The 17,141-nt window shown below is 40.1% G+C and carries 16 protein-coding genes and 3 pseudogenes; 13 read left to right on the forward strand and 6 right to left on the reverse strand.

What is annotated here, in order from left to right; translation table 11 throughout:
- The first annotated feature begins 135 nt into the window (after nt 1–135).
- The 5 genes and pseudogenes from metF (at nt 136) to HMPREF3249_RS06895 (ending at nt 4,741) form a co-directional block, all read left to right on the forward strand.
- Nucleotides 136–990 (forward strand): methylenetetrahydrofolate reductase [NAD(P)H], encoded by an 855-nt coding sequence (gene metF, locus HMPREF3249_RS06875; RefSeq protein ID WP_059221519.1) that lies wholly within the window; start codon nt 136–138, stop codon nt 988–990.
- 223 nt (nt 991–1,213) lie between these two features.
- Nucleotides 1,214–2,683 (forward strand): annotated as a pseudogene (locus HMPREF3249_RS06880) (glycoside hydrolase family 1 protein).
- 12 nt (nt 2,684–2,695) lie between these two features.
- Nucleotides 2,696–3,538: a Cof-type HAD-IIB family hydrolase gene (locus HMPREF3249_RS06885; protein WP_059221518.1), complete on the forward strand. Its 843-nt coding sequence runs from the start codon at nt 2,696–2,698 to the stop codon at nt 3,536–3,538.
- A gap of 11 nt (nt 3,539–3,549) precedes the next feature.
- Nucleotides 3,550–4,138 (forward strand): annotated as a pseudogene (locus tag HMPREF3249_RS06890) (histidine phosphatase family protein).
- Nucleotides 4,139–4,741 (forward strand): histidine phosphatase family protein, encoded by a 603-nt coding sequence (locus tag HMPREF3249_RS06895; RefSeq protein WP_003030549.1) that lies wholly within the window; start codon nt 4,139–4,141, stop codon nt 4,739–4,741. It begins immediately after the preceding pseudogene.
- 234 nt (nt 4,742–4,975) lie between these two features.
- Here HMPREF3249_RS06895 and HMPREF3249_RS06900 read toward each other — a convergent pair whose 3' ends face one another.
- The 3 genes and pseudogenes from HMPREF3249_RS06900 to HMPREF3249_RS09715 all read right to left on the reverse strand — a co-directional run bounded on the left by HMPREF3249_RS06900 (nt 4,976) and on the right by HMPREF3249_RS09715 (nt 7,307).
- Nucleotides 4,976–5,386, reverse strand: coding sequence for a hypothetical protein (locus HMPREF3249_RS06900; RefSeq protein WP_049533362.1), 411 nt, complete (start codon nt 5,384–5,386; stop codon nt 4,976–4,978).
- Nucleotides 5,361–6,266 (reverse strand): phosphodiester glycosidase family protein, encoded by a 906-nt coding sequence (locus HMPREF3249_RS09710; RefSeq protein ID WP_049533363.1) that lies wholly within the window; start codon nt 6,264–6,266, stop codon nt 5,361–5,363. Before HMPREF3249_RS09710 ends, HMPREF3249_RS06900 begins: the two co-directional genes overlap by 26 nt.
- Nucleotides 6,263–7,307 (reverse strand): annotated as a pseudogene (locus HMPREF3249_RS09715) (GtrA family protein). Before HMPREF3249_RS09715 ends, HMPREF3249_RS09710 begins: the two are co-directional and overlap by 4 nt.
- Nucleotides 7,308–7,574: 267 nt before the next feature.
- Between HMPREF3249_RS09715 and rpsF the strand changes: the two are divergent.
- Genes rpsF through rpsR form a run of 3 tightly spaced genes read left to right on the forward strand, consistent with a single transcriptional unit; the run spans nt 7,575 to nt 8,644 of the window.
- Entirely contained in the window at nt 7,575–7,865 is a 291-nt protein-coding gene (rpsF, locus tag HMPREF3249_RS06915; protein WP_003026325.1) for a 30S ribosomal protein S6, read from the forward strand.
- An 11-nt stretch (nt 7,866–7,876) separates the two neighbouring features.
- The gene (locus HMPREF3249_RS06920) at nt 7,877–8,368 is read left to right on the forward strand and encodes a single-stranded DNA-binding protein (protein WP_003039831.1); all 492 of its coding nucleotides are present in this window, start codon (nt 7,877–7,879) and stop codon (nt 8,366–8,368) included.
- A 36-nt stretch (nt 8,369–8,404) separates the two neighbouring features.
- Entirely contained in the window at nt 8,405–8,644 is a 240-nt protein-coding gene (gene rpsR / locus HMPREF3249_RS06925) for a 30S ribosomal protein S18 (RefSeq protein ID WP_000068664.1), read from the forward strand.
- A gap of 180 nt (nt 8,645–8,824) precedes the next feature.
- Here the strand turns inward: rpsR and HMPREF3249_RS06930 are convergent, their stop codons facing one another.
- Together HMPREF3249_RS06930 and HMPREF3249_RS06935 are read right to left on the reverse strand one after the other, a co-directional pair.
- A complete protein-coding gene (locus HMPREF3249_RS06930; protein WP_059221516.1) occupies nt 8,825–9,502 on the reverse strand; it encodes a DUF1129 domain-containing protein in 678 nt (225 codons plus the stop codon).
- Nucleotides 9,503–9,517: 15 nt separating this feature from the next.
- Nucleotides 9,518–10,462 carry a magnesium transporter CorA family protein gene (locus tag HMPREF3249_RS06935; RefSeq protein ID WP_003026319.1) on the reverse strand — a complete coding sequence of 315 codons (945 nt, stop codon included), beginning with the start codon at nt 10,460–10,462 and terminating at the stop codon, nt 9,518–9,520.
- Nucleotides 10,463–10,584: 122 nt separating this feature from the next.
- Here HMPREF3249_RS06935 and uvrA point away from each other — a divergent pair, with 122 nt between their 5' ends.
- Nucleotides 10,585–13,410 carry an excinuclease ABC subunit UvrA gene (uvrA, locus tag HMPREF3249_RS06940; protein ID WP_059221514.1) on the forward strand — a complete coding sequence of 942 codons (2,826 nt, stop codon included), beginning with the start codon at nt 10,585–10,587 and terminating at the stop codon, nt 13,408–13,410.
- A 37-nt stretch (nt 13,411–13,447) separates the two neighbouring features.
- Here uvrA and HMPREF3249_RS06945 read toward each other — a convergent pair whose 3' ends face one another.
- Nucleotides 13,448–14,203: a hypothetical protein gene (locus HMPREF3249_RS06945; RefSeq protein ID WP_003039601.1), complete on the reverse strand. Its 756-nt coding sequence runs from the start codon at nt 14,201–14,203 to the stop codon at nt 13,448–13,450.
- Nucleotides 14,204–14,350: 147 nt separating this feature from the next.
- On the opposite strand from HMPREF3249_RS06945, the gene HMPREF3249_RS06950 reads away from it, so the two are divergent.
- From HMPREF3249_RS06950 to nusB, 4 genes are all read left to right on the forward strand, one after another.
- On the forward strand, nt 14,351–15,412 hold the full coding sequence (locus HMPREF3249_RS06950; protein WP_059221512.1) for a M24 family metallopeptidase: 1,062 nt from the start codon (nt 14,351–14,353) through the stop codon (nt 15,410–15,412).
- Nucleotides 15,413–15,470: 58 nt separating this feature from the next.
- Entirely contained in the window at nt 15,471–16,031 is a 561-nt protein-coding gene (gene efp / locus HMPREF3249_RS06955; RefSeq protein WP_003037772.1) for an elongation factor P, read from the forward strand.
- Between the two features lie 115 nt (nt 16,032–16,146).
- Complete coding sequence (locus HMPREF3249_RS06960) at nt 16,147–16,536, forward strand: Asp23/Gls24 family envelope stress response protein (RefSeq protein ID WP_003037725.1); 390 nt, start codon at nt 16,147–16,149, stop codon at nt 16,534–16,536.
- Nucleotides 16,529–16,954 (forward strand): transcription antitermination factor NusB, encoded by a 426-nt coding sequence (gene nusB, locus HMPREF3249_RS06965; RefSeq protein ID WP_003039673.1) that lies wholly within the window; start codon nt 16,529–16,531, stop codon nt 16,952–16,954. The genes HMPREF3249_RS06960 and nusB overlap by 8 nt, the downstream gene beginning before the upstream one ends.
- Nucleotides 16,955–17,141: the final 187 nt, after the last annotated feature.

Consider the following 17,141-nt stretch of genomic DNA (forward strand, 5'->3'; position numbering starts at 1 on the left):
TAGAGAAAGCGAAGCTTTTCTCTTATGTAACTCCAGTACTTTTGATGCAAACTAGGTTTGCTTTATCTGCAACCTCGCCTCGCTTTCGCGTCTAATTTTGATTTTCATTGAGTATTAGTAAAGGAATTGTAAAACATGTCTAGCCCAAGTCCGTCTCTCTCTTTTGAAGTATTTCCTCCCAATCCAGCAGTAGGCAATGAAAAGATTATGGTGGCCCTGAAGGAAATGCAGGATCTGGTGCCTCATTTCATCAGTGTTACAGCGAGTAATAATAAGTTCAATATTGAAGAAACGACGGTGCGTCTGGCGGACTTTATCCACAATGACCTGCACATCCCGACCATTGCTCACCTGCCTGCGGTTTATCTGACTAAGGAAATGGTTACAGAAACTCTGACAGCACTTGATAAGGTAGGTGTTCATAAAGTATTGGCGCTTCGAGGAGATATTTTTCCAAATATGGAGCCAAAGAAAGATTTTACCTATGCGACGGATTTGATTGAGTATATTAAGGAACAGGCACCGCATTTTGAAATTATTGGTGCTTGCTATCCAGAAGGGCATCCGGACTCGCCCAATCAAATCTCAGATATCCAAAATCTCAAAAAGAAGGTGGATGCCGGCTGTTCCAGTCTTTTAACACAACTTTTCTTTGATAATGAGAGCTTTTACGATTTTCAAGATAAATGTATCTTAGCAGGGATTGAAGTGCCCATCCATGCAGGGATTATGCCGATTTTAAACAGAAATCAGGTTCTTCGTTTGCTCAAAACCTGTGAAAACATTTATTTACCACGAAAATTTTGCTCTATTCTAGATAAATATGAACACGATCCAGAGTCGCTCAGAGCAGCAGGATTAGCTTATGCGATTGACCAAATTGTTGACTTAGTCACTCAAGATGTGGCAGGCGTTCATTTATATACGATGAACAATTCCGATACTGCTCATCGAATTTATCAAGCGACGCATACATTTTTTGATAAGTAAGCATGTCCTGATTTGTTTTGGGAACAGGATGTTCTGACCTTTGTTGTTCTGCAGTTGCAGCTAGAAACCTTGAAAGAGTGCTGAAAATGCGCTCTTTTTGGTTTTCTGATAGATAGGAAATATTAAATAATGAAAGAATAGTATCATTATCTCTGACTATTCTACAAGAAAAGGGTTTCAAAAAAGAGTATAATAGAAGTGATCAAAGAATGAGGTGAATGAAATGACAGAAAAACGGTTTCCGAAGGGCTTTTTATGGGGTGGTGCGACTGCTGCCAATCAGTATGAAGGTGGCTGAAATTTAGGTGGGCGTGGTCCGGCTACATCTGGTACAGCTAAAGCAGTGCGACCTGAAGAACGTCAAAATTTAGAAGGTTTCTCTGCGCCCATGACCAAAGCAAAAGTAGAAGCTGCTCTTAATGACAAGGAAGGACTCTACCCTAAGCGCTGGGGCTCTGACTTTTATCATCGTTACAAGGAAGACATCGCCCTCTTTGCGGAAATGGGCTTCAAGACTTTCCGTCTGTCTATTGCTTGGAGCCGGATTTTTCCCAAGGGAGATGAAACCCAGCCTAATGAAGAAGGCTTGGCTTTCTATGACGCAGTTTTTGATGAACTCAATAAATATGGCATTGAACCTTTGGTGACGTTGTCACACTATGAGACACCGATTCATTTGGCATTAGAGTACGGTGGCTGGAAGGATCGCCGAGTTATTGGCTTTTTCGAGCGCTATGTGCGGACAGTTTTTGAACGTTATAAAAATAAGGTGAAATATTGGCTGACGTTTAATGAAATCAATATTATGGGCATTTCTGGCTATATTGGCGGCGGACTGTTTTTTGAAGACGGGAAACAAAATTTCCAAGACTTGTATCAAGCAGCACATCACCAGTTTGTAGCTAGCAGTTTAGCAGTCAAAGCAGCGCGAGAAATCAACCCAGACTTCAAAGTCGGTATGATGCTTGCTCGTATGCAAGCTTATGCGGCTACCTGCAATCCTTTGGATGTCATGGAGGAGATTCAGAAAGATCATGAAAATCTTTTCTTCTCGGATGTACAAGTCAGAGGGAAATACCCAAGTTATGCTCAACGCTTTTTCAAACAAAATGGTATTGAATTGCAGATAGAAGATGGTGACTTGGAGCTTCTAGCACAATACCCAGTTGATTTCATGTCCTTTAGTTATTATATGTCCTCTATGGTACGCGCTCAAGAGGAAGTATCTGGTGAAAAGACTGCCGGTAATTTCTCAATGGGAGAGAAAAATCCTTATCTAGAAGCCTCTGATTGGGGTTGGCAAATTGACCCAGTGGGTCTGCGCATTACCCTCAATAAGCTCTATGACCGCTATCAAGTGCCACTTTTCATCGTGGAAAATGGTCTGGGAGCGTTGGATAAGATAGAAGCAGATGGTGCTATTCATGACAACTATCGAATCGATTATCTCAAGGCGCATATTAAGCAAATGTACGAAGCGATTGAGGACGGAGTGGAGCTTATGGGTTACACGCCTTGGGGCTGTATTGACTTGGTTTCTGCTTCCACTTCTGAGATGAGCAAGCGCTATGGATTTATCTATGTGGATGCAGATGATGAAGGAAATGGAAGTTATGACCGCTCCCGCAAGGATTCCTTCTTCTGGTACCAGAAAGTGATTGAAACAAACGGGGTAGCAGCCTTAGAAGAATAGAAAGGTCAACAGATGAGCAGAAAAATTATCTTTTTAGATGTAGACGGAACTTTGGTGGATTATGACAATCGCATTCCAGAATCTGCTATTCAGGCTATTCGTCAGGCGCGGGGAAATGGGCATCTGATCTATGTCTGTACGGGACGTAGTAAGGCGGAAATGCCTCAGGAAATCTGGGATATTGGTCTGGACGGTATGATTGGCGGAAATGGTTCTTATGTGGAGCATGAAGGCCAGGTTATTATACATCAGCTGATTCCTTTAGAAGTGGAAAAGAGAGTTGTAGACTGGTTGCATGAGAGAGGATTGGAATTTTATTTAGAAAGTAACAACGGTCTCTTTGCTAGTGAACATTTTCGTGACGCAGCGCGTCCGGTCATGAAACTTTATGCCAAGAAAAAAGGCAAAACAGATGCGGAAGTTGAACATCAAGAGGTTGAAGATGTGATGCACGGCATGGTCTTTGGTGGCGAGCTTTACCGAGATGATCTGAATAAAATCAGCTTTATTCTCACTTCTTATCAGGATCACTTGGACTCTAAGGAAGCTTTTCCAGAGCTCAAGGCTGGTACATGGGGTGGTCGTGGAGAGGAAGCTCTCTTTGGCGATCTAGGAGTTAAGGATATTACGAAGGCACATGCGATTGATGTACTGCTAGAGCATTTGGGGGCAAAAAAAGAAGATACAATTGCTTTTGGAGATGCCAAGATTGACATTCCGATGTTGGAATATTGTCAAATTGGGGTTTCTATGGGCAATGGCGGCCCAGAAATATTAGCCATGGCGGATATGGTGACAGATGATGTGGCCGAGGACGGTCTCTACAATGCCTTTGAAAAATTAGAACTTCTTTAGAGGAATATTTTATGACAAAAACACTTTATTTGATGCGACACGGGCAAACTTTATTCAATAAGCGGCATCGGAGGTTGGTGTGACGCCCCTTTGACGGACTTAGGAGTGTATCAGGCTCAGGTGGCTGGGCAATATTTTAAAAATGCAGCAATTACGTTTGATGCGGCTTACAGCTCAACATCTGAGCGAGCTTGCGATACTTTAGAAATTGTTACAAATGGTAGTCTTCCTTATCAGCGAGTTAAAGGCCTCAAGGAATGGAATTTTGGAACCTTTGAAGGAGAAAGTGAAGACCTCAATCCTCCTTTGCCATATGAAGATTTTTTTGTGACCTATGGTGGCGAATCTCAAGACCAAGTTCGAGAGCGCACGGCTGCAACCATCCTACAGCTCATGCAAGAAACGAAAGGCAAGTCTGTTCTCATGGTATCTCACGGTGGTGCTATGGCTAATTTTGCTCGTGCTTGGAAAGATAATTGGCAACTGGATGAGTTGGGTCACATGACAAATTGTGGTATTTTGAAGTTTACTTTTGAACATGACCAATTTTACCTAGAAGAAGTGATTGGTCACGATTTTAGCGGCTGGGAGGAAGCGTAAATGAAAGATTTATATTTGATGCGGCATGGACAGACTTTTTTCAATCAAGAGGGCTTGGTGCAGGGAGTGTGTGATTCACCGCTGACTGATTTAGGTATAGAGCAAGCCAAGCAAGCGCGAGCTTTTTTCGAGAAAAATGGCATTGAATTTGGCGGTATCTACTCTTCCACTCAAGAGAGGGCTTCTGATACCTTGGAAATTGTGACTGGTCGAACAGATTACACCCGTCTCAAGGGGGTGAAAGAGTGGAATTTTGGACTTTTTGAAGCTCAGCCAGAAAGATTGCAGCCTAAGTTTCGAGCTGGTGCGGTGTCTTTTGAAGATTTATACGTGCCTTATGGGGGTGAAGACGTGGCTCAAGTAGGAGAACGCATGCTGACCTCTCTGACAGAAGTCATGAAAAAAACGCCTGCTGTTGAGAATCCAACATTGGTCGTCAGTCACGGTGGCGCTATGTGGGCTTTTTATCTAAAAGTAGGCTATTTGCCTGATCCTAATATTTATTTCAGTAACTGTGCCATTTGTCATTACCAATATGAAAACGACCAGTTTCTGCTTCGACAAGTTATTGACCCATTGGCTAAAACGGTCTATGACTTGTAACGGCAACTTACTTATTATCGCTTAATCTCTTATAGAGAAAATAGCATAGAGTGACTGTTTAATAGTTGAATAAAAGAAAGAAAATGATGACCAAAACCATCATTTTCTTTCTTTTTATATGTAATTTCTCAAATTTCCTTTTTCTGTAGGTGATTGCATTAGTAAACTATCCTGAGCTCAAGTATTTTACGAAAAATCTCGAAGAATTTTTCGAGATCTGCAATATTATAAAAGCTATTCTTCTGTCACCCACACGCTTCTGGTGAAGATCATGGAGAGTAGGGCTAATCCAGCAAGTCCTACTCCTACGTACCAGTAGGGGAGGTCCATTGTGGTGGAGCGTCCAGACAGGTTGACAATGCCACGAAAGAGAACGCCAGTAGCAATGGTTGCAACCGCAGAATTCCAAAGATTGAGACTGAGCCGTGAAAGATTAGGAATCATTTTTTGGAAAATCAGAAGCACCACTCCTCCTATTAGTGGCACTCCAAAGAGATAATGCATATAAACTGAAGTCTCACCAAAGCTGAAGTGCTCGTAAATACGACTAAAAATGAAGAAAAATATTGTGATTAAGGCATAGACAACGGCTGTCTTTTTGAACCGTTTCTTGCTTGCTTTAGTAACCGATGTAGACAATGTCACTCACCGCCCTTTCTGAAATTGTTCCGTTTGTTGTTGGTTTATTGATGACCTTACCATTGAAGTAAAGAGTAGACGATCCTCCTCCGTCAAGGTTATAAGCTGTTTTTACCCCGTAAGATTTCATAACTTCTGCGAGTTCATAGAGAGAAAGTCCCGCGCTTTCTGAAGTTCGACCGTCTGATACAACGATAATATAGTGATTTTTGTCAATCATTCCAATAGCTGTACGCGGATTGGAAGACATGGATTGCCCCACTTCCGAATTGCTTGAAACAGCAATCTTACCGTTTTCAACCAAAGTTGGACCAAAAGCGAGAAGGTTTACAACACCTTTTTTAACCAAGTCATCAGCAGAAACATCATTTTCGTAAACAATTCCGAAGCTCCCGTCTTTATAAATTGCTAAGTCACTGTTGCTAGCATCTTCTCGTACGGTATTTCGATAGACAACACCGTTACGGATGACATAGCCAGTCGTGTTGGCTCCGTAGTAGTCTCCGTTGATAGCAAGAATGGCGTTGTTATTGGCTGCTGTGACAGAAGTCTTAGCAGTCACGTTATTTCCATAAGTATTTTGCGCTAGAGCGGTTTTGAGATATTCAGGCGAGCTGACCGTAATATCTGCAATGTACACTTTCGTGTTGCTGACGGTTTTTGTAGTAATCTTTACTGAAATATTATCGTCTTTATAGCTTGTATCAGTCGTTGTAGCATTTGTTGTGGCTTTAGCAGCAGTTGTACTTGTCGAGCTTGAAGAAGATTTTACAGTTGTAATAGACTCTGACAAGACAAAGGTTTTTAGCATTGAATAGGTAAATGATCCTGTTAGCAAAATACCAAAGAGACTGGCATAAGCATAGGATTTTTTAAATAATTTCATAATAAGGTATGAGTCCTTTCCTTGAAAATAATTTTTTTTTTGCACGAGCCAAGATAGGCAAAAGAGCAACGCTCCGACAATGATTTTAACAATCAGCAAATTGAGACCGAAGATGGCATAAAAGAGTCTAATCAAAAGGGTGTCAAGGATAAACAGGCCCAAGGCTAAACCGAAATAACCAGTCCCTGTTTTGGCGACACTGTCTTTATTTTTAAAGACCAGTTTTTTATTTGCGGAATAATTGAAAATCGAGCTCGTGACACGAGCCACTCCGTTTGCCAGTAAAATTTTGAGACTAGTTGGTACCGCAGCAAGCACCAAAAGGGCTAGCGCATAGACGATATAGTCAACCAAAAAACTACTAATTGAAGAAAGAGCAAATTTAAACATATCTTTATAAATCATAAGCCCATCTCGTACCGGTCTAAAGTGAGAAGCTTGATTGTCATTGATATAAACCGTCTCAATTGGAACTTCAATGATAGGGTATTCTTTGGAAGCAGCTAGTAACATATTCATTTCATATTCATAACGCTGCCCTTCAACCTTCAACATAAATGGAATCATGTTGGTTGTAAATCCGCGAAGTCCTGTTTGGGTGTCTGTCACGGAAACACCAGTCTGTTGCTTAAACAGAAATCGTGTTAATTTATTTCCAAAAGCCGAACGTAAAGGAATGTTGCCAGAAAAAGATCGAGTTCCCAAAATCAACCGATTAGGGTTTTCTTGAGCCTTTTTGCTCACTCGGAAAATATCCCAAAGTTTGTGTTGACCGTCTGCATCAGCTGTGACCACTGCCCCATATTGACCTAAGGAATCAATATAAGAAAAAGCTGTTTTCAGCGCTTGCCCTTTCCCTTGATTTGTTGTATGGCATAGAATAGTAGCATATTTCTGTGCTTCTCGAAAAATGGAATCATCGTTAGCTGGACTGCCGTCATTTACCACGATGATTTGCAGCGAGCTCTTTTCCTTCACCTTTTGCAACAAATGAATAAGATGAAGGTCAGGTTTGTAAGCAGGAATGACTAAATAGTTCATGCGTTTACTCCTTTCTTAGAAAAGTGATAGAAAATTTACACAACAGTATATAGAGCATAGCTTAAAACTAACTGATATCAGCTTTTTTTAAGGTTTTGAAGTGGAATGGGTAATGGAGTATAGGAAAAAACTGTGCTTTTTACAAAAACAAAAATCGAATTTTTCTTGCTATTTCCCAGAATATTTAGTATAATAGTTATTCGTGAGAAAACCTCACTTACCCCTTGCAATGTCTGGGGGTCATTAGACCAAAAGGAGGAAAAATCAATGGCTAAATACGAAATTCTTTATATTATTCGTCCAAACATTGAAGAAGAAGCAAAAAACGCTTTGGTAGCACGCTTTGACTCTATCTTGACTGACAACGGTGCAACTGTTGTTGAATCAAAAGACTGGGAAAAACGTCGTCTTGCATACGAAATCCAAGATTTCCGTGAAGGACTTTACCACATCGTGAACGTTGAAGCTGAAGATGCTGTCGCTTTGAATGAATTTGACCGTCTTTCAAAAATCAACGCTGACATTCTTCGTCACATGATCGTCAAACTTGACGCATAAGAAGGGTTACTATGATAAATAACGTTGTACTTGTGGGTCGTATGACCCGAGATGCCGAACTTCGCTATACTCCGCAAAATCAGGCGGTCGCAACTTTTACTCTTGCTGTCAATCGCAACTTTAAAAATCAAAGTGGCGAGAGAGAAGCAGATTTTATCAACGTTGTGATTTGGCGTCAGCAGGCAGAAAATCTTGCAAATTGGGCTAAAAAAGGAGCACTCATCGGAATTACTGGTCGTATTCAGACACGTAACTACGAAAATCAGCAAGGTCAACGTGTCTATGTGACAGAAGTGGTAGCTGATAATTTCCAATTGTTAGAAAGCCGTGCCAGCCGTGAAGGTCAATCTTCTGGTAGCTATACTTCTAATAACTTCGGAAATTCATCTTCCAATTTTGGGAACTCAACTTCTGTTAACCAAGTACCTAACTTTTCTCGTGATGAAAATCCATTTGGGAATACCAATCCAATGGATATCTCAGATGACGATCTACCATTTTAATGGACAAACAGAATAAATATATAAAGGAGAAAGAACATGGCTCAACAACGTCGTGGCGGATTTAAACGCCGTAAAAAAGTTGATTACATCGCAGCAAACAAGATTGAATATGTTGATTACAAAGATACTGAGCTTCTTAGCCGTTTCGTTTCAGAACGTGGGAAAATCCTTCCTCGTCGTGTAACAGGAACTTCAGCTAAAAACCAACGTAAAGTAACAACAGCTATCAAACGCGCTCGCGTAATGGCTTTGATGCCTTTCGTAAACGAAGACTAAAATATAAAAATGAGCATGAATTTCATAAAATCATGCTCATTTTTTAAAACTCAATCAGCAACTAAATAGGTTGCTTTTCTTATGCTCAAAATTGTTTGAAACGGTTACTAAAAATATTTATCAGATCTTATTCAAAACATCCACTTGTTGAAACAAGCGGATGTTTTAATAAAAATATGACTAAAGTTGTTTTGGTGCGGTTAAAGCACTGCGGATATTGAATTTCTTTTTGAGATAGAAACGCAGTGCCAACGTTCCACCACCGAACACAAGGATAAATAAGTTCGGCAGTTTTGGATTTAAAACTGCTGGCAACAGGAAGGTTGTTCCGTAAAGAACAACAGCCCACAAAATCGTAGCAGCTGAAATGATAAGAAGCGATTTGAAAAATGGTGGTTTTTGACTTTGGTCTTGGTCAGCATAATAAAAACGGTAAATAAAGTAGTACATTCCGTAAAATACGAGTGCCCCCACCGCGCTACCAAGTACAATCGTCACAACGCCATAATTGCTAGGATTTTTGGAGAATAAGTTAACACTACTATTTAAAATAGCAAACAAACTAAAGACAAATAAGAAAGCATCCATAATCATGAGATACGGATTGGTATTTTCTTTGATAGTTTGAGCTTCTTTTTGTTTTGCTTCTGAGAAATTTGCTGCCCAAACAGTTGGTGCTCCATAAAGTCCGCGAGCGGTGATGCCTTTTGCTTGATTTTCAAGGATTGTTGGGATAATCTCCTCTAGCAAGGCTTTGATTTCTTCGTCTGTTTTTCCGTCTTTGATGAGTTGGTGAGTTGCGATACGGACAAATTCTTGATTCTTTTTGCTTAATTTATCCAAAGAAACTTGTGTCATAAGATCTCCTTTTAATTAGAATAATTTTTTGTGAATAAGGTAAACAGTCAGGGAAACACTTATCGCAAAGGCGATAAAAATAATAATCCAAAAAGCGTGAGGTTCCCCGTTGAGCGGTAAGTCATTGTTTTTGAAGTTCATTCCATAGGCTGAAAAAATCATAGTTGGAATGGACATGACAATCGTCACTAAAGCTAGAGCTTTCATGATGTTATTTTGATTATTTGAAATGATAGAAGCAAACGTATCGGTCATGCTGTGCAAGATATTTCCATAAATATCTGCCATCTCAATCGCCTGCTGGGTCTCGATGAGTGTATCTTCCAGCAAGTCCTCATCTTCCAAATATTTCTTAATATTGCTTGTAGCGCTGGTCAATTTTTTAATCACGCGCTCATTGGTTTTCAAGGAAGCTTTGAAATAGACAATCGTTTTTTCAAGCTCCATGAGTTCAATCAATTCTTCATTGCGAGTGGACTTGTGCAGTTGACTTTCAATCTGCTCACTCTTGCGGTCAATAGAGCGTAACGCTGTCAGATAAAGCTCGGCATTGCGGTAAAGAATTTGGAAAATAAAGCGCGAACGCATGAAAGTATAGAAATTACGCAGTCGTCGATTGATAAAAATATCCAATAAAGGGAGTTTTTCCAAACAGGTGGTAATAATCGCCTCTTCGGTAATAATAATCCCTAGAGGGATGGTTACATAGTAAGTCTGATTATTTCGCTCCTCTGTAATTGGAACATCCACAATAATCAAGGTATATTCATCTTCGATGGTAACACGAGACATTTCCTCTGCGTCAAGGGGTGCTCGTAAGTCCGTAATATCAATGTCAAAGGCGTTGGCAATTTCAGTAGACTCACTTTGAGAAGGGTTGACTAAATTGATCCAAGTCCCCGACTCAAGCGTATCAATTTCTTTAAGTTCAGTTGTTGTTGATAGAAAGACTTGTTTCATGTTTTCCTCCTTCAGTTATTTGCACACCGTACTATTATACTATAAAATTCCGAGTTTTTGGGTAAAAGATTGTAGAAAATTTTGTTATAATAAAAAGAAGTTTAAAATAAAGTGTGGTAAGAATGCAGGATAAAATTATCATTCATGGAGCACGAGCTCATAATTTAAAAAATATTGATGTCACAATTCCGCGAGACAAGTTGGTTGTCGTGACTGGTTTGTCTGGTTCAGGCAAATCTAGCTTAGCTTTTGACACTCTCTATGCAGAGGGGCAACGTCGCTATGTAGAAAGTTTGTCTGCCTATGCCCGCCAATTTTTGGGCAATATGGAAAAACCAGACGTGGACTCAATTGACGGACTTAGTCCAGCCATTTCTATTGATCAAAAAACGACCAGCAAGAATCCGCGGTCAACAGTCGGAACAGCTACAGAAATCAATGATTACCTCCGTTTGCTCTATGCGCGTGTGGGAACTCCATATTGTATCAATGGGCATGGAGCCATTAAAGCTTCTTCTGTAGAACAAATCGTCAATCAAGTTTTGGAATTACCCGAACGTCAGCGGTTGCAAATTCTAGCGCCCATTGTTCGCAAGAAAAAAGGGCAACACAAGACAATTTTTGAGAAAATTCAAAAAGACGGATACGTACGTATGCGTGTGGACGGAGATATTTATGATGTCACAGAAGTTCCAGAGCTTTCTAAAACAAAAAAGCACGATATCGAAGTAGTGGTAGACCGGATTGTTATTAAGGACGGTGTACGCAGTCGGTTATTTGATTCGATTGAAGCAGCCTTAAGAATTGCAGACGGTTATGTGGTAATTGACACGATGGATGGCAAGGAATTACTCTTTTCCGAGCATTATGCTTGTCCAGTCTGTGGCTTTACGGTACCTGAGTTGGAGCCTCGTCTCTTTTCTTTTAATGCACCATTTGGCTCTTGTCCTGATTGTGACGGTCTGGGTGTGAAACTGGAAGTAGACTTGGATATGGTGGTTCCTGACAGTAGTAAAACCTTGCGGGAAGGCGCCTTAGCTCCATGGAATCCTATTTCTTCAAATTATTATCCTCAAATGCTAGAACAGGCAATGACGGAATTTGGTATCGATATGGATAAGCCATTTGAGGAATTGACCGAAGATGAACAACAACTAATCTTCTTTGGTTCTGAAGGACGAGAATTTCATTTTCATTATGAAAATGAATTCGGTGGCGTGCGAGATATCGACATTCCTTTTGAAGGAGTGGTAACCAATATAAACCGTCGCTACCATGAGACTAATAGTGATTTCACTCGTACCCAGATGCGAACCTATATGAATGAGCTGACCTGTGCAAGTTGTCAAGGTTATCGGCTGAATCCGCAAGCTTTGTCTGTTAAAGTAGGTGGTGAGAATGGTCTCAATATTGGTCAAGTGTCTGATTTGTCTATTGCGGATCATTTAGAATTGATTTCTCATCTGACATTGACTGAAAATGAGGTGACCATTGCAACGCCGATTATCAAAGAAATCCGAGATCGCTTGACATTTCTTAATAATGTCGGACTTAATTACTTGACACTATCTCGTTCTGCGGGAACATTGTCGGGTGGTGAGAGTCAGCGGATTCGCTTGGCAACTCAAATTGGTTCCAACCTTAGTGGTGTTCTTTATATCTTGGATGAGCCCTCTATTGGTCTACACCAGCGGGATAACAATCGCTTGATTGCCAGTCTCAAAAAAATGCGTGATTTGGGCAATACTCTCATCGTAGTTGAACATGACGAGGACACCATGCGCGAGGCTGATTGGTTGATTGATGTTGGGCCTGGAGCAGGTGTTTTTGGTGGTGAAATTGTTGCGGCAGGCACTCCTGATCAAGTTGCGAAAAACAAAAAATCCATTACAGGTCAATACTTGTCAGGTAAACGCAAGATTGAAGTTCCGCTAGAACGCCGAGTTGGAAATGGGCGCTTTATTGAAATCACAGGTGCGCAAGAGCACAATTTGCAAAATATCACAGCTCGTTTCCCTCTAGGAAAATTCATTGCTGTGACAGGTGTTTCTGGTTCCGGAAAGTCTACTCTGGTTAATTCGATTTTGAAAAAGGCGATTGCGCAAAAGCTCAATAGAAATTCAGATAAACCGGGGAAATTTAAAAAGATTTCAGGCATTGAGCATATCGATCGTTTGATTGATATTGACCAAAGCCCGATTGGACGGACTCCTCGCTCCAATCCTGCTACTTATACTGGGGTTTTCGATGATATTCGTGACCTTTTTGCCAAGACCAATGAAGCCAAAATTCGCGGTTATAAAAAGGGGCGCTTTAGTTTCAATGTCAAGGGTGGACGTTGTGAAGCCTGCTCTGGAGACGGGATTATCAAAATTGAGATGCATTTTCTACCAGATGTCTACGTTCCTTGTGAAGTTTGTCACGGCACTCGCTACAATAGTGAAACTCTGGAAGTGCATTATAAGGATAAGAATATCGCACAAGTTTTGGATATGACAGTCAATGACGCAGTCGAATTCTTCAAACATATTCCAAAAATCGAGCGCAAATTACAAACGATTAAAGACGTAGGACTAGGATATGTAACGTTAGGACAACCAGCCACAACTCTTTCTGGTGGGGAGGCTCAGCGGATGAAACTAGCCAGCGAACTTCACAAGCGCTCAACAGGTAAGTCTTTCTATATTCTGGATGAACCAACTACAGGTCTGCACACGGAGGATATTGCGAAACTTCTCCAAGTGCTATCACGTTTTGTAGACGATGGCAACACGGTTCTCGTCATCGAACATAATTTGGACGTTATTAAGACAGCCGATTACATTATTGACCTTGGACCAGAAGGTGGTATTGGTGGAGGTACTATTATTGCAACTGGCACACCAGAAGAAGTAGCTACAAACTCTGCTAGCTATACTGGCCAGTATCTAAAAGGAAAGTTAAAATAAGATTTAAAAGACTCTGCTTTTTTAGGCAGAGTCTTTTTTATAATAAATTACGAATTTTTTCTTTTATAAATGGGTTAAGAGAATAGTGTTTATCCAGATATTCTAGGAGTGCTTGAGCAGACTCAGAAATGCGTTCGTAACCTTGCAAAAAGTGAGGCAATTGCTTGGCTTCCTTTGGATAACCTTCTTCAAATCGTCTGTTGGTATTAAAGACATCTATAAAATTAGATTTAGAAGTTGCTTCCAAACTGATTAGTTCAGTCCAAAGCTTGACGGATCTGTTTTGGATGAAATCATAAGCAGCTAATTTTTCGCCTCGCTGATAGCGACCTAGCCCTAAATATAGATTACATGAAATTTCTCCCAACAGCCATTCACGGTCTCTGTTTTCTTTTGATGGCAGTCTTTGTGGCTGACAGATTGTTTCATCAAAACCGACCTCCTTCCAGATAATCTTGCCTTCAGTAAAGGGAATGTTTACTAGTTCATGAGCTTCAAAGACAGCAAATTCACAAAAAACATCATCTTCAAATAGAACTTTATGTCCGTCCACTGTATTTTGGTAGTGAAATGCAATTGGTTCTAGCTTACTTAACCAGGTTAGGTCTTGGATATAGGTCTGCTTGTAGCCATCTTTTCCAATAACAAAGAAGTCTAAATCTGAGTACTGATCCAATCGTTCTCTTTCTGTTCCGCAAGAACCAAGTGCCAGCAAAGCTAGTGCTTGTTTCGAATCTTTTAGAGACTGACCAATCTCATCTAGTCTTTGTAACAGTAATTCTGTTTTATTCATATCGTTACCTCATTCTTTCTTGTTTAACAAAAATTATACATTTAGCGCTTTCAAATATCAATTTCATCTAATCCTAACTATATAGATTGTATTATTTTCGGTATTTTTTTGCTATAATAAATTGAATCATTTTACGGAGGTTTTCTCATGTTATCAAGAGTTGAAAAATTTGAAGTAGCCTTAAAACAGACAGAGTGTGATGCTGTTTTAGTAACCAATCTGAAGAATATTTACTATCTAACGGGTTTTAGCGGAACAGAAGCGACAGTTTTCATTAGCAAAACACGACGGATTTTTTTGACAGATTCCCGCTATACCTTGATTGCCAAAGGTGTGGTCAAAGGATTTGATATTATTGAAACGCGTGATGCTTTGGGAGAAATCGCTAAAATCATTGGGGACGATAAATTAGAAAAAATTGGCTTTGATGATCAAGTGTCCTATGCCTACTTCAAAATGCTGAAAAGCGTATTTGCAGCCTATGAACTGATACCTATGAGCAGTTTCATCGAGAATCTACGCATGATTAAAGATGAAGGAGAAATTGCCACGATTCGAAAAGCTTGTCAAATTTCTGACCAAGCCTTTCTAGATGTATTAGACTTTATCAAACCAGGTGAGACAACTGAGTTGGCAGTTATGAACTTTTTAGATGCTCGCATGCGGCAACTTGGCGCGTCAGGAGCCTCTTTTGACTTTATTATTGCATCAGGTTACCGCTCTGCCATGCCGCATGGGGTTGCCAGTGAGAAGGTAATCCAGACTGGTGAGACGTTGACCATGGATTTTGGTTGCTACTACAAGCATTACGTCAGCGATATGACGCGAACTATTCATGTCGGTCATGTGACGGATGAGGAGTGTGAGATTTATGATATTGTCTTGCGTGCCAACAAGGCTTTGATTGATCAAGCCAAGGCTGGAGTTAGTCGTATTGACTTTGATCGGATTCCACGTCAGAGCATCAATGATGCGGGTTACGGAACTTATTTTACTCATGGGATTGGGCATGGAATTGGTCTTGATATTCATGAAATCCCTTACTTTGGTAAGTCCTCTGAGCCGATTGAAACAGGTATGGTCTTAACAGATGAGCCAGGTATTTATTTGGACGGAAAATACGGTGTGCGGATCGAAGATGACATTCTCATCACAGACACAGGCTGTGAGCTTTTAACGCTTGCACCGAAAGAGTTAATTGTTATTTGAGAATTGTCAATGTTTGTGATAAAATAAAGAGAAATCTATTTTAAAAGAGGTAATAATAATGATTGAAGCAAGTAAGCTGAAAGCTGGTATGACGTTTGAAACAACGGACGGAAAATTGATTCGTGTCCTTGAAGCAAGCCACCATAAACCAGGTAAAGGGAATACTGTTATGCGTATGAAATTACGGGATGTACGCACAGGTTCAACTTTTGACACAACTTACCGCCCTGAAGAAAAATTTGAACAAGCAATTATTGAAACGCGCCCAGCACAATACTTGTACCAAATGGATGACACAGCTTATTTCATGGATACAGAGTCATTTGAACAATATGAAATCCCAGTAGCGAATGTAGAACAAGAATTGAAATTTATTCTTGAAAATTCAGAAGTGAAAATTCAATTTTACGGAAGCGAAGTTATCGGTGTTACAGTTCCAACGACTGTAGAATTAGTCGTAACAGATACACAACCTTCTATTAAAGGAGCAACGGTGACAGGTTCTGGTAAGCCAGCTACTCTTGAAACAGGTCTTGTGGTCAACGTACCGGACTTTATCGAAGTTGGACAAAAATTGATTATCAATACGCAAGAAGGAACTTACATTTCTCGTGCATAATTTATGCTAAGAACTAGAAGTTCTTAAATTACTATCAAATTCAGACTGAGAGCCTGACAAATATTGTGCAGACTCCTTTCCTTGAATGTCTTTGTGTCTTAAGAAAGGACAAGTTATGGCAACTGAACAATTAGGCGAAATCGTTATCGCACCGCGTGTCTTAGAAAAAATTATTGCCATTGCAACGGCTAAAGTGGACGGTGTTTACTCTTTCGCAAATAAAAGCATGTCTGACAGCCTTGCAAAACGCTCTTTAGGACGTGGCGTCTATCTTCATACCGCCAGTGACGGTGAAGTAACTGTTGACATTTATTTATACTTAGAATACGGTGTAGGGGTTCCAGCAGTAGCTGTTGCTATTCAAAAAGCTGTTAAAAGTGCTGTTTCTGATATGGCAGAAGTTGAATTATCCGCAGTAAACATCCATGTAGCGGGTATTGTGCCTGAAAAAACACCAAAACCAGATTTAAAAGATTTGTTCGATGAGGATTTCCTCAATGACTGATGTACAACTGGAAGCAAGAAGAGAACTACGTGAACGTGCATTTCAAGCATTAATGAGTTTGGAATATGAAAAAGACATTGTAGAAGCGTGTCGTTTTGCATATCTCTATGATAAAGATATGACAAACGATTCTGATGTGGAAATTCCAGCCTTTTTATTGAACCTCGTCACGGGTGTTGAACAGTCTAAAAACGAGTTGGATGACAAGCTTAGCCAGTACCTAAAAGAAGGTTGGACTTTGGAACGTCTTACATTGGTAGAAAAAAATATTCTTCGCTTGGGATTGTTTGAGATGACAGAGTTTGATACACCTCAACTAGTCGCAATCAATGAAGCAATTGAGCTATCTAAAAAATTCTCAGATGAAAAATCAAGCAAGTTTATCAATGGTATTTTAAGTAAATTTGTTATAGAATAAATTTTAAGAAGAAATGAATACAGGATTGAGAGGACGAACTTCGTTCTCTTTTTTTCAATTTTATCCGCTAAACAGCTTCAGAAAACCTCTGAAGTGACAGGGATGCTGCTCACGAGACCCAGAAGAGATGCAATAAGATAAAAAATAGATAGAAGAAAACCAAAGGGTTCTCCTTCATGCTATCCTT

Origin of the sequence: Streptococcus sp. HMSC36C04 (assembly GCF_001839535.1) — a bacterium.
GTDB classification, from domain to species: Bacteria; Bacillota; Bacilli; order Lactobacillales; family Streptococcaceae; genus Streptococcus; species Streptococcus hominis.

Coding starts and splice junctions, on each gene's coding strand:
- metF (WP_059221519.1), top strand. CDS start 136: ATGTCTAGCCCAAGTCCGTCTCTCTCTTTTGAAGTATTTCCTCCCAAT.
- HMPREF3249_RS06885 (WP_059221518.1), top strand. CDS start 2,696: ATGAGCAGAAAAATTATCTTTTTAGATGTAGACGGAACTTTGGTGGAT.
- HMPREF3249_RS06895 (WP_003030549.1), top strand. CDS start 4,139: ATGAAAGATTTATATTTGATGCGGCATGGACAGACTTTTTTCAATCAA.
- HMPREF3249_RS09710 (WP_049533363.1), bottom strand. CDS start 6,266: ATGAAATTATTTAAAAAATCCTATGCTTATGCCAGTCTCTTTGGTATT.
- rpsF (WP_003026325.1), top strand. CDS start 7,575: ATGGCTAAATACGAAATTCTTTATATTATTCGTCCAAACATTGAAGAA.
- HMPREF3249_RS06920 (WP_003039831.1), top strand. CDS start 7,877: ATGATAAATAACGTTGTACTTGTGGGTCGTATGACCCGAGATGCCGAA.
- rpsR (WP_000068664.1), top strand. CDS start 8,405: ATGGCTCAACAACGTCGTGGCGGATTTAAACGCCGTAAAAAAGTTGAT.
- HMPREF3249_RS06930 (WP_059221516.1), bottom strand. CDS start 9,502: ATGACACAAGTTTCTTTGGATAAATTAAGCAAAAAGAATCAAGAATTT.
- HMPREF3249_RS06935 (WP_003026319.1), bottom strand. CDS start 10,462: ATGAAACAAGTCTTTCTATCAACAACAACTGAACTTAAAGAAATTGAT.
- uvrA (WP_059221514.1), top strand. CDS start 10,585: ATGCAGGATAAAATTATCATTCATGGAGCACGAGCTCATAATTTAAAA.
- HMPREF3249_RS06945 (WP_003039601.1), bottom strand. CDS start 14,203: ATGAATAAAACAGAATTACTGTTACAAAGACTAGATGAGATTGGTCAG.
- HMPREF3249_RS06950 (WP_059221512.1), top strand. CDS start 14,351: ATGTTATCAAGAGTTGAAAAATTTGAAGTAGCCTTAAAACAGACAGAG.
- efp (WP_003037772.1), top strand. CDS start 15,471: ATGATTGAAGCAAGTAAGCTGAAAGCTGGTATGACGTTTGAAACAACG.
- HMPREF3249_RS06960 (WP_003037725.1), top strand. CDS start 16,147: ATGGCAACTGAACAATTAGGCGAAATCGTTATCGCACCGCGTGTCTTA.
- nusB (WP_003039673.1), top strand. CDS start 16,529: ATGACTGATGTACAACTGGAAGCAAGAAGAGAACTACGTGAACGTGCA.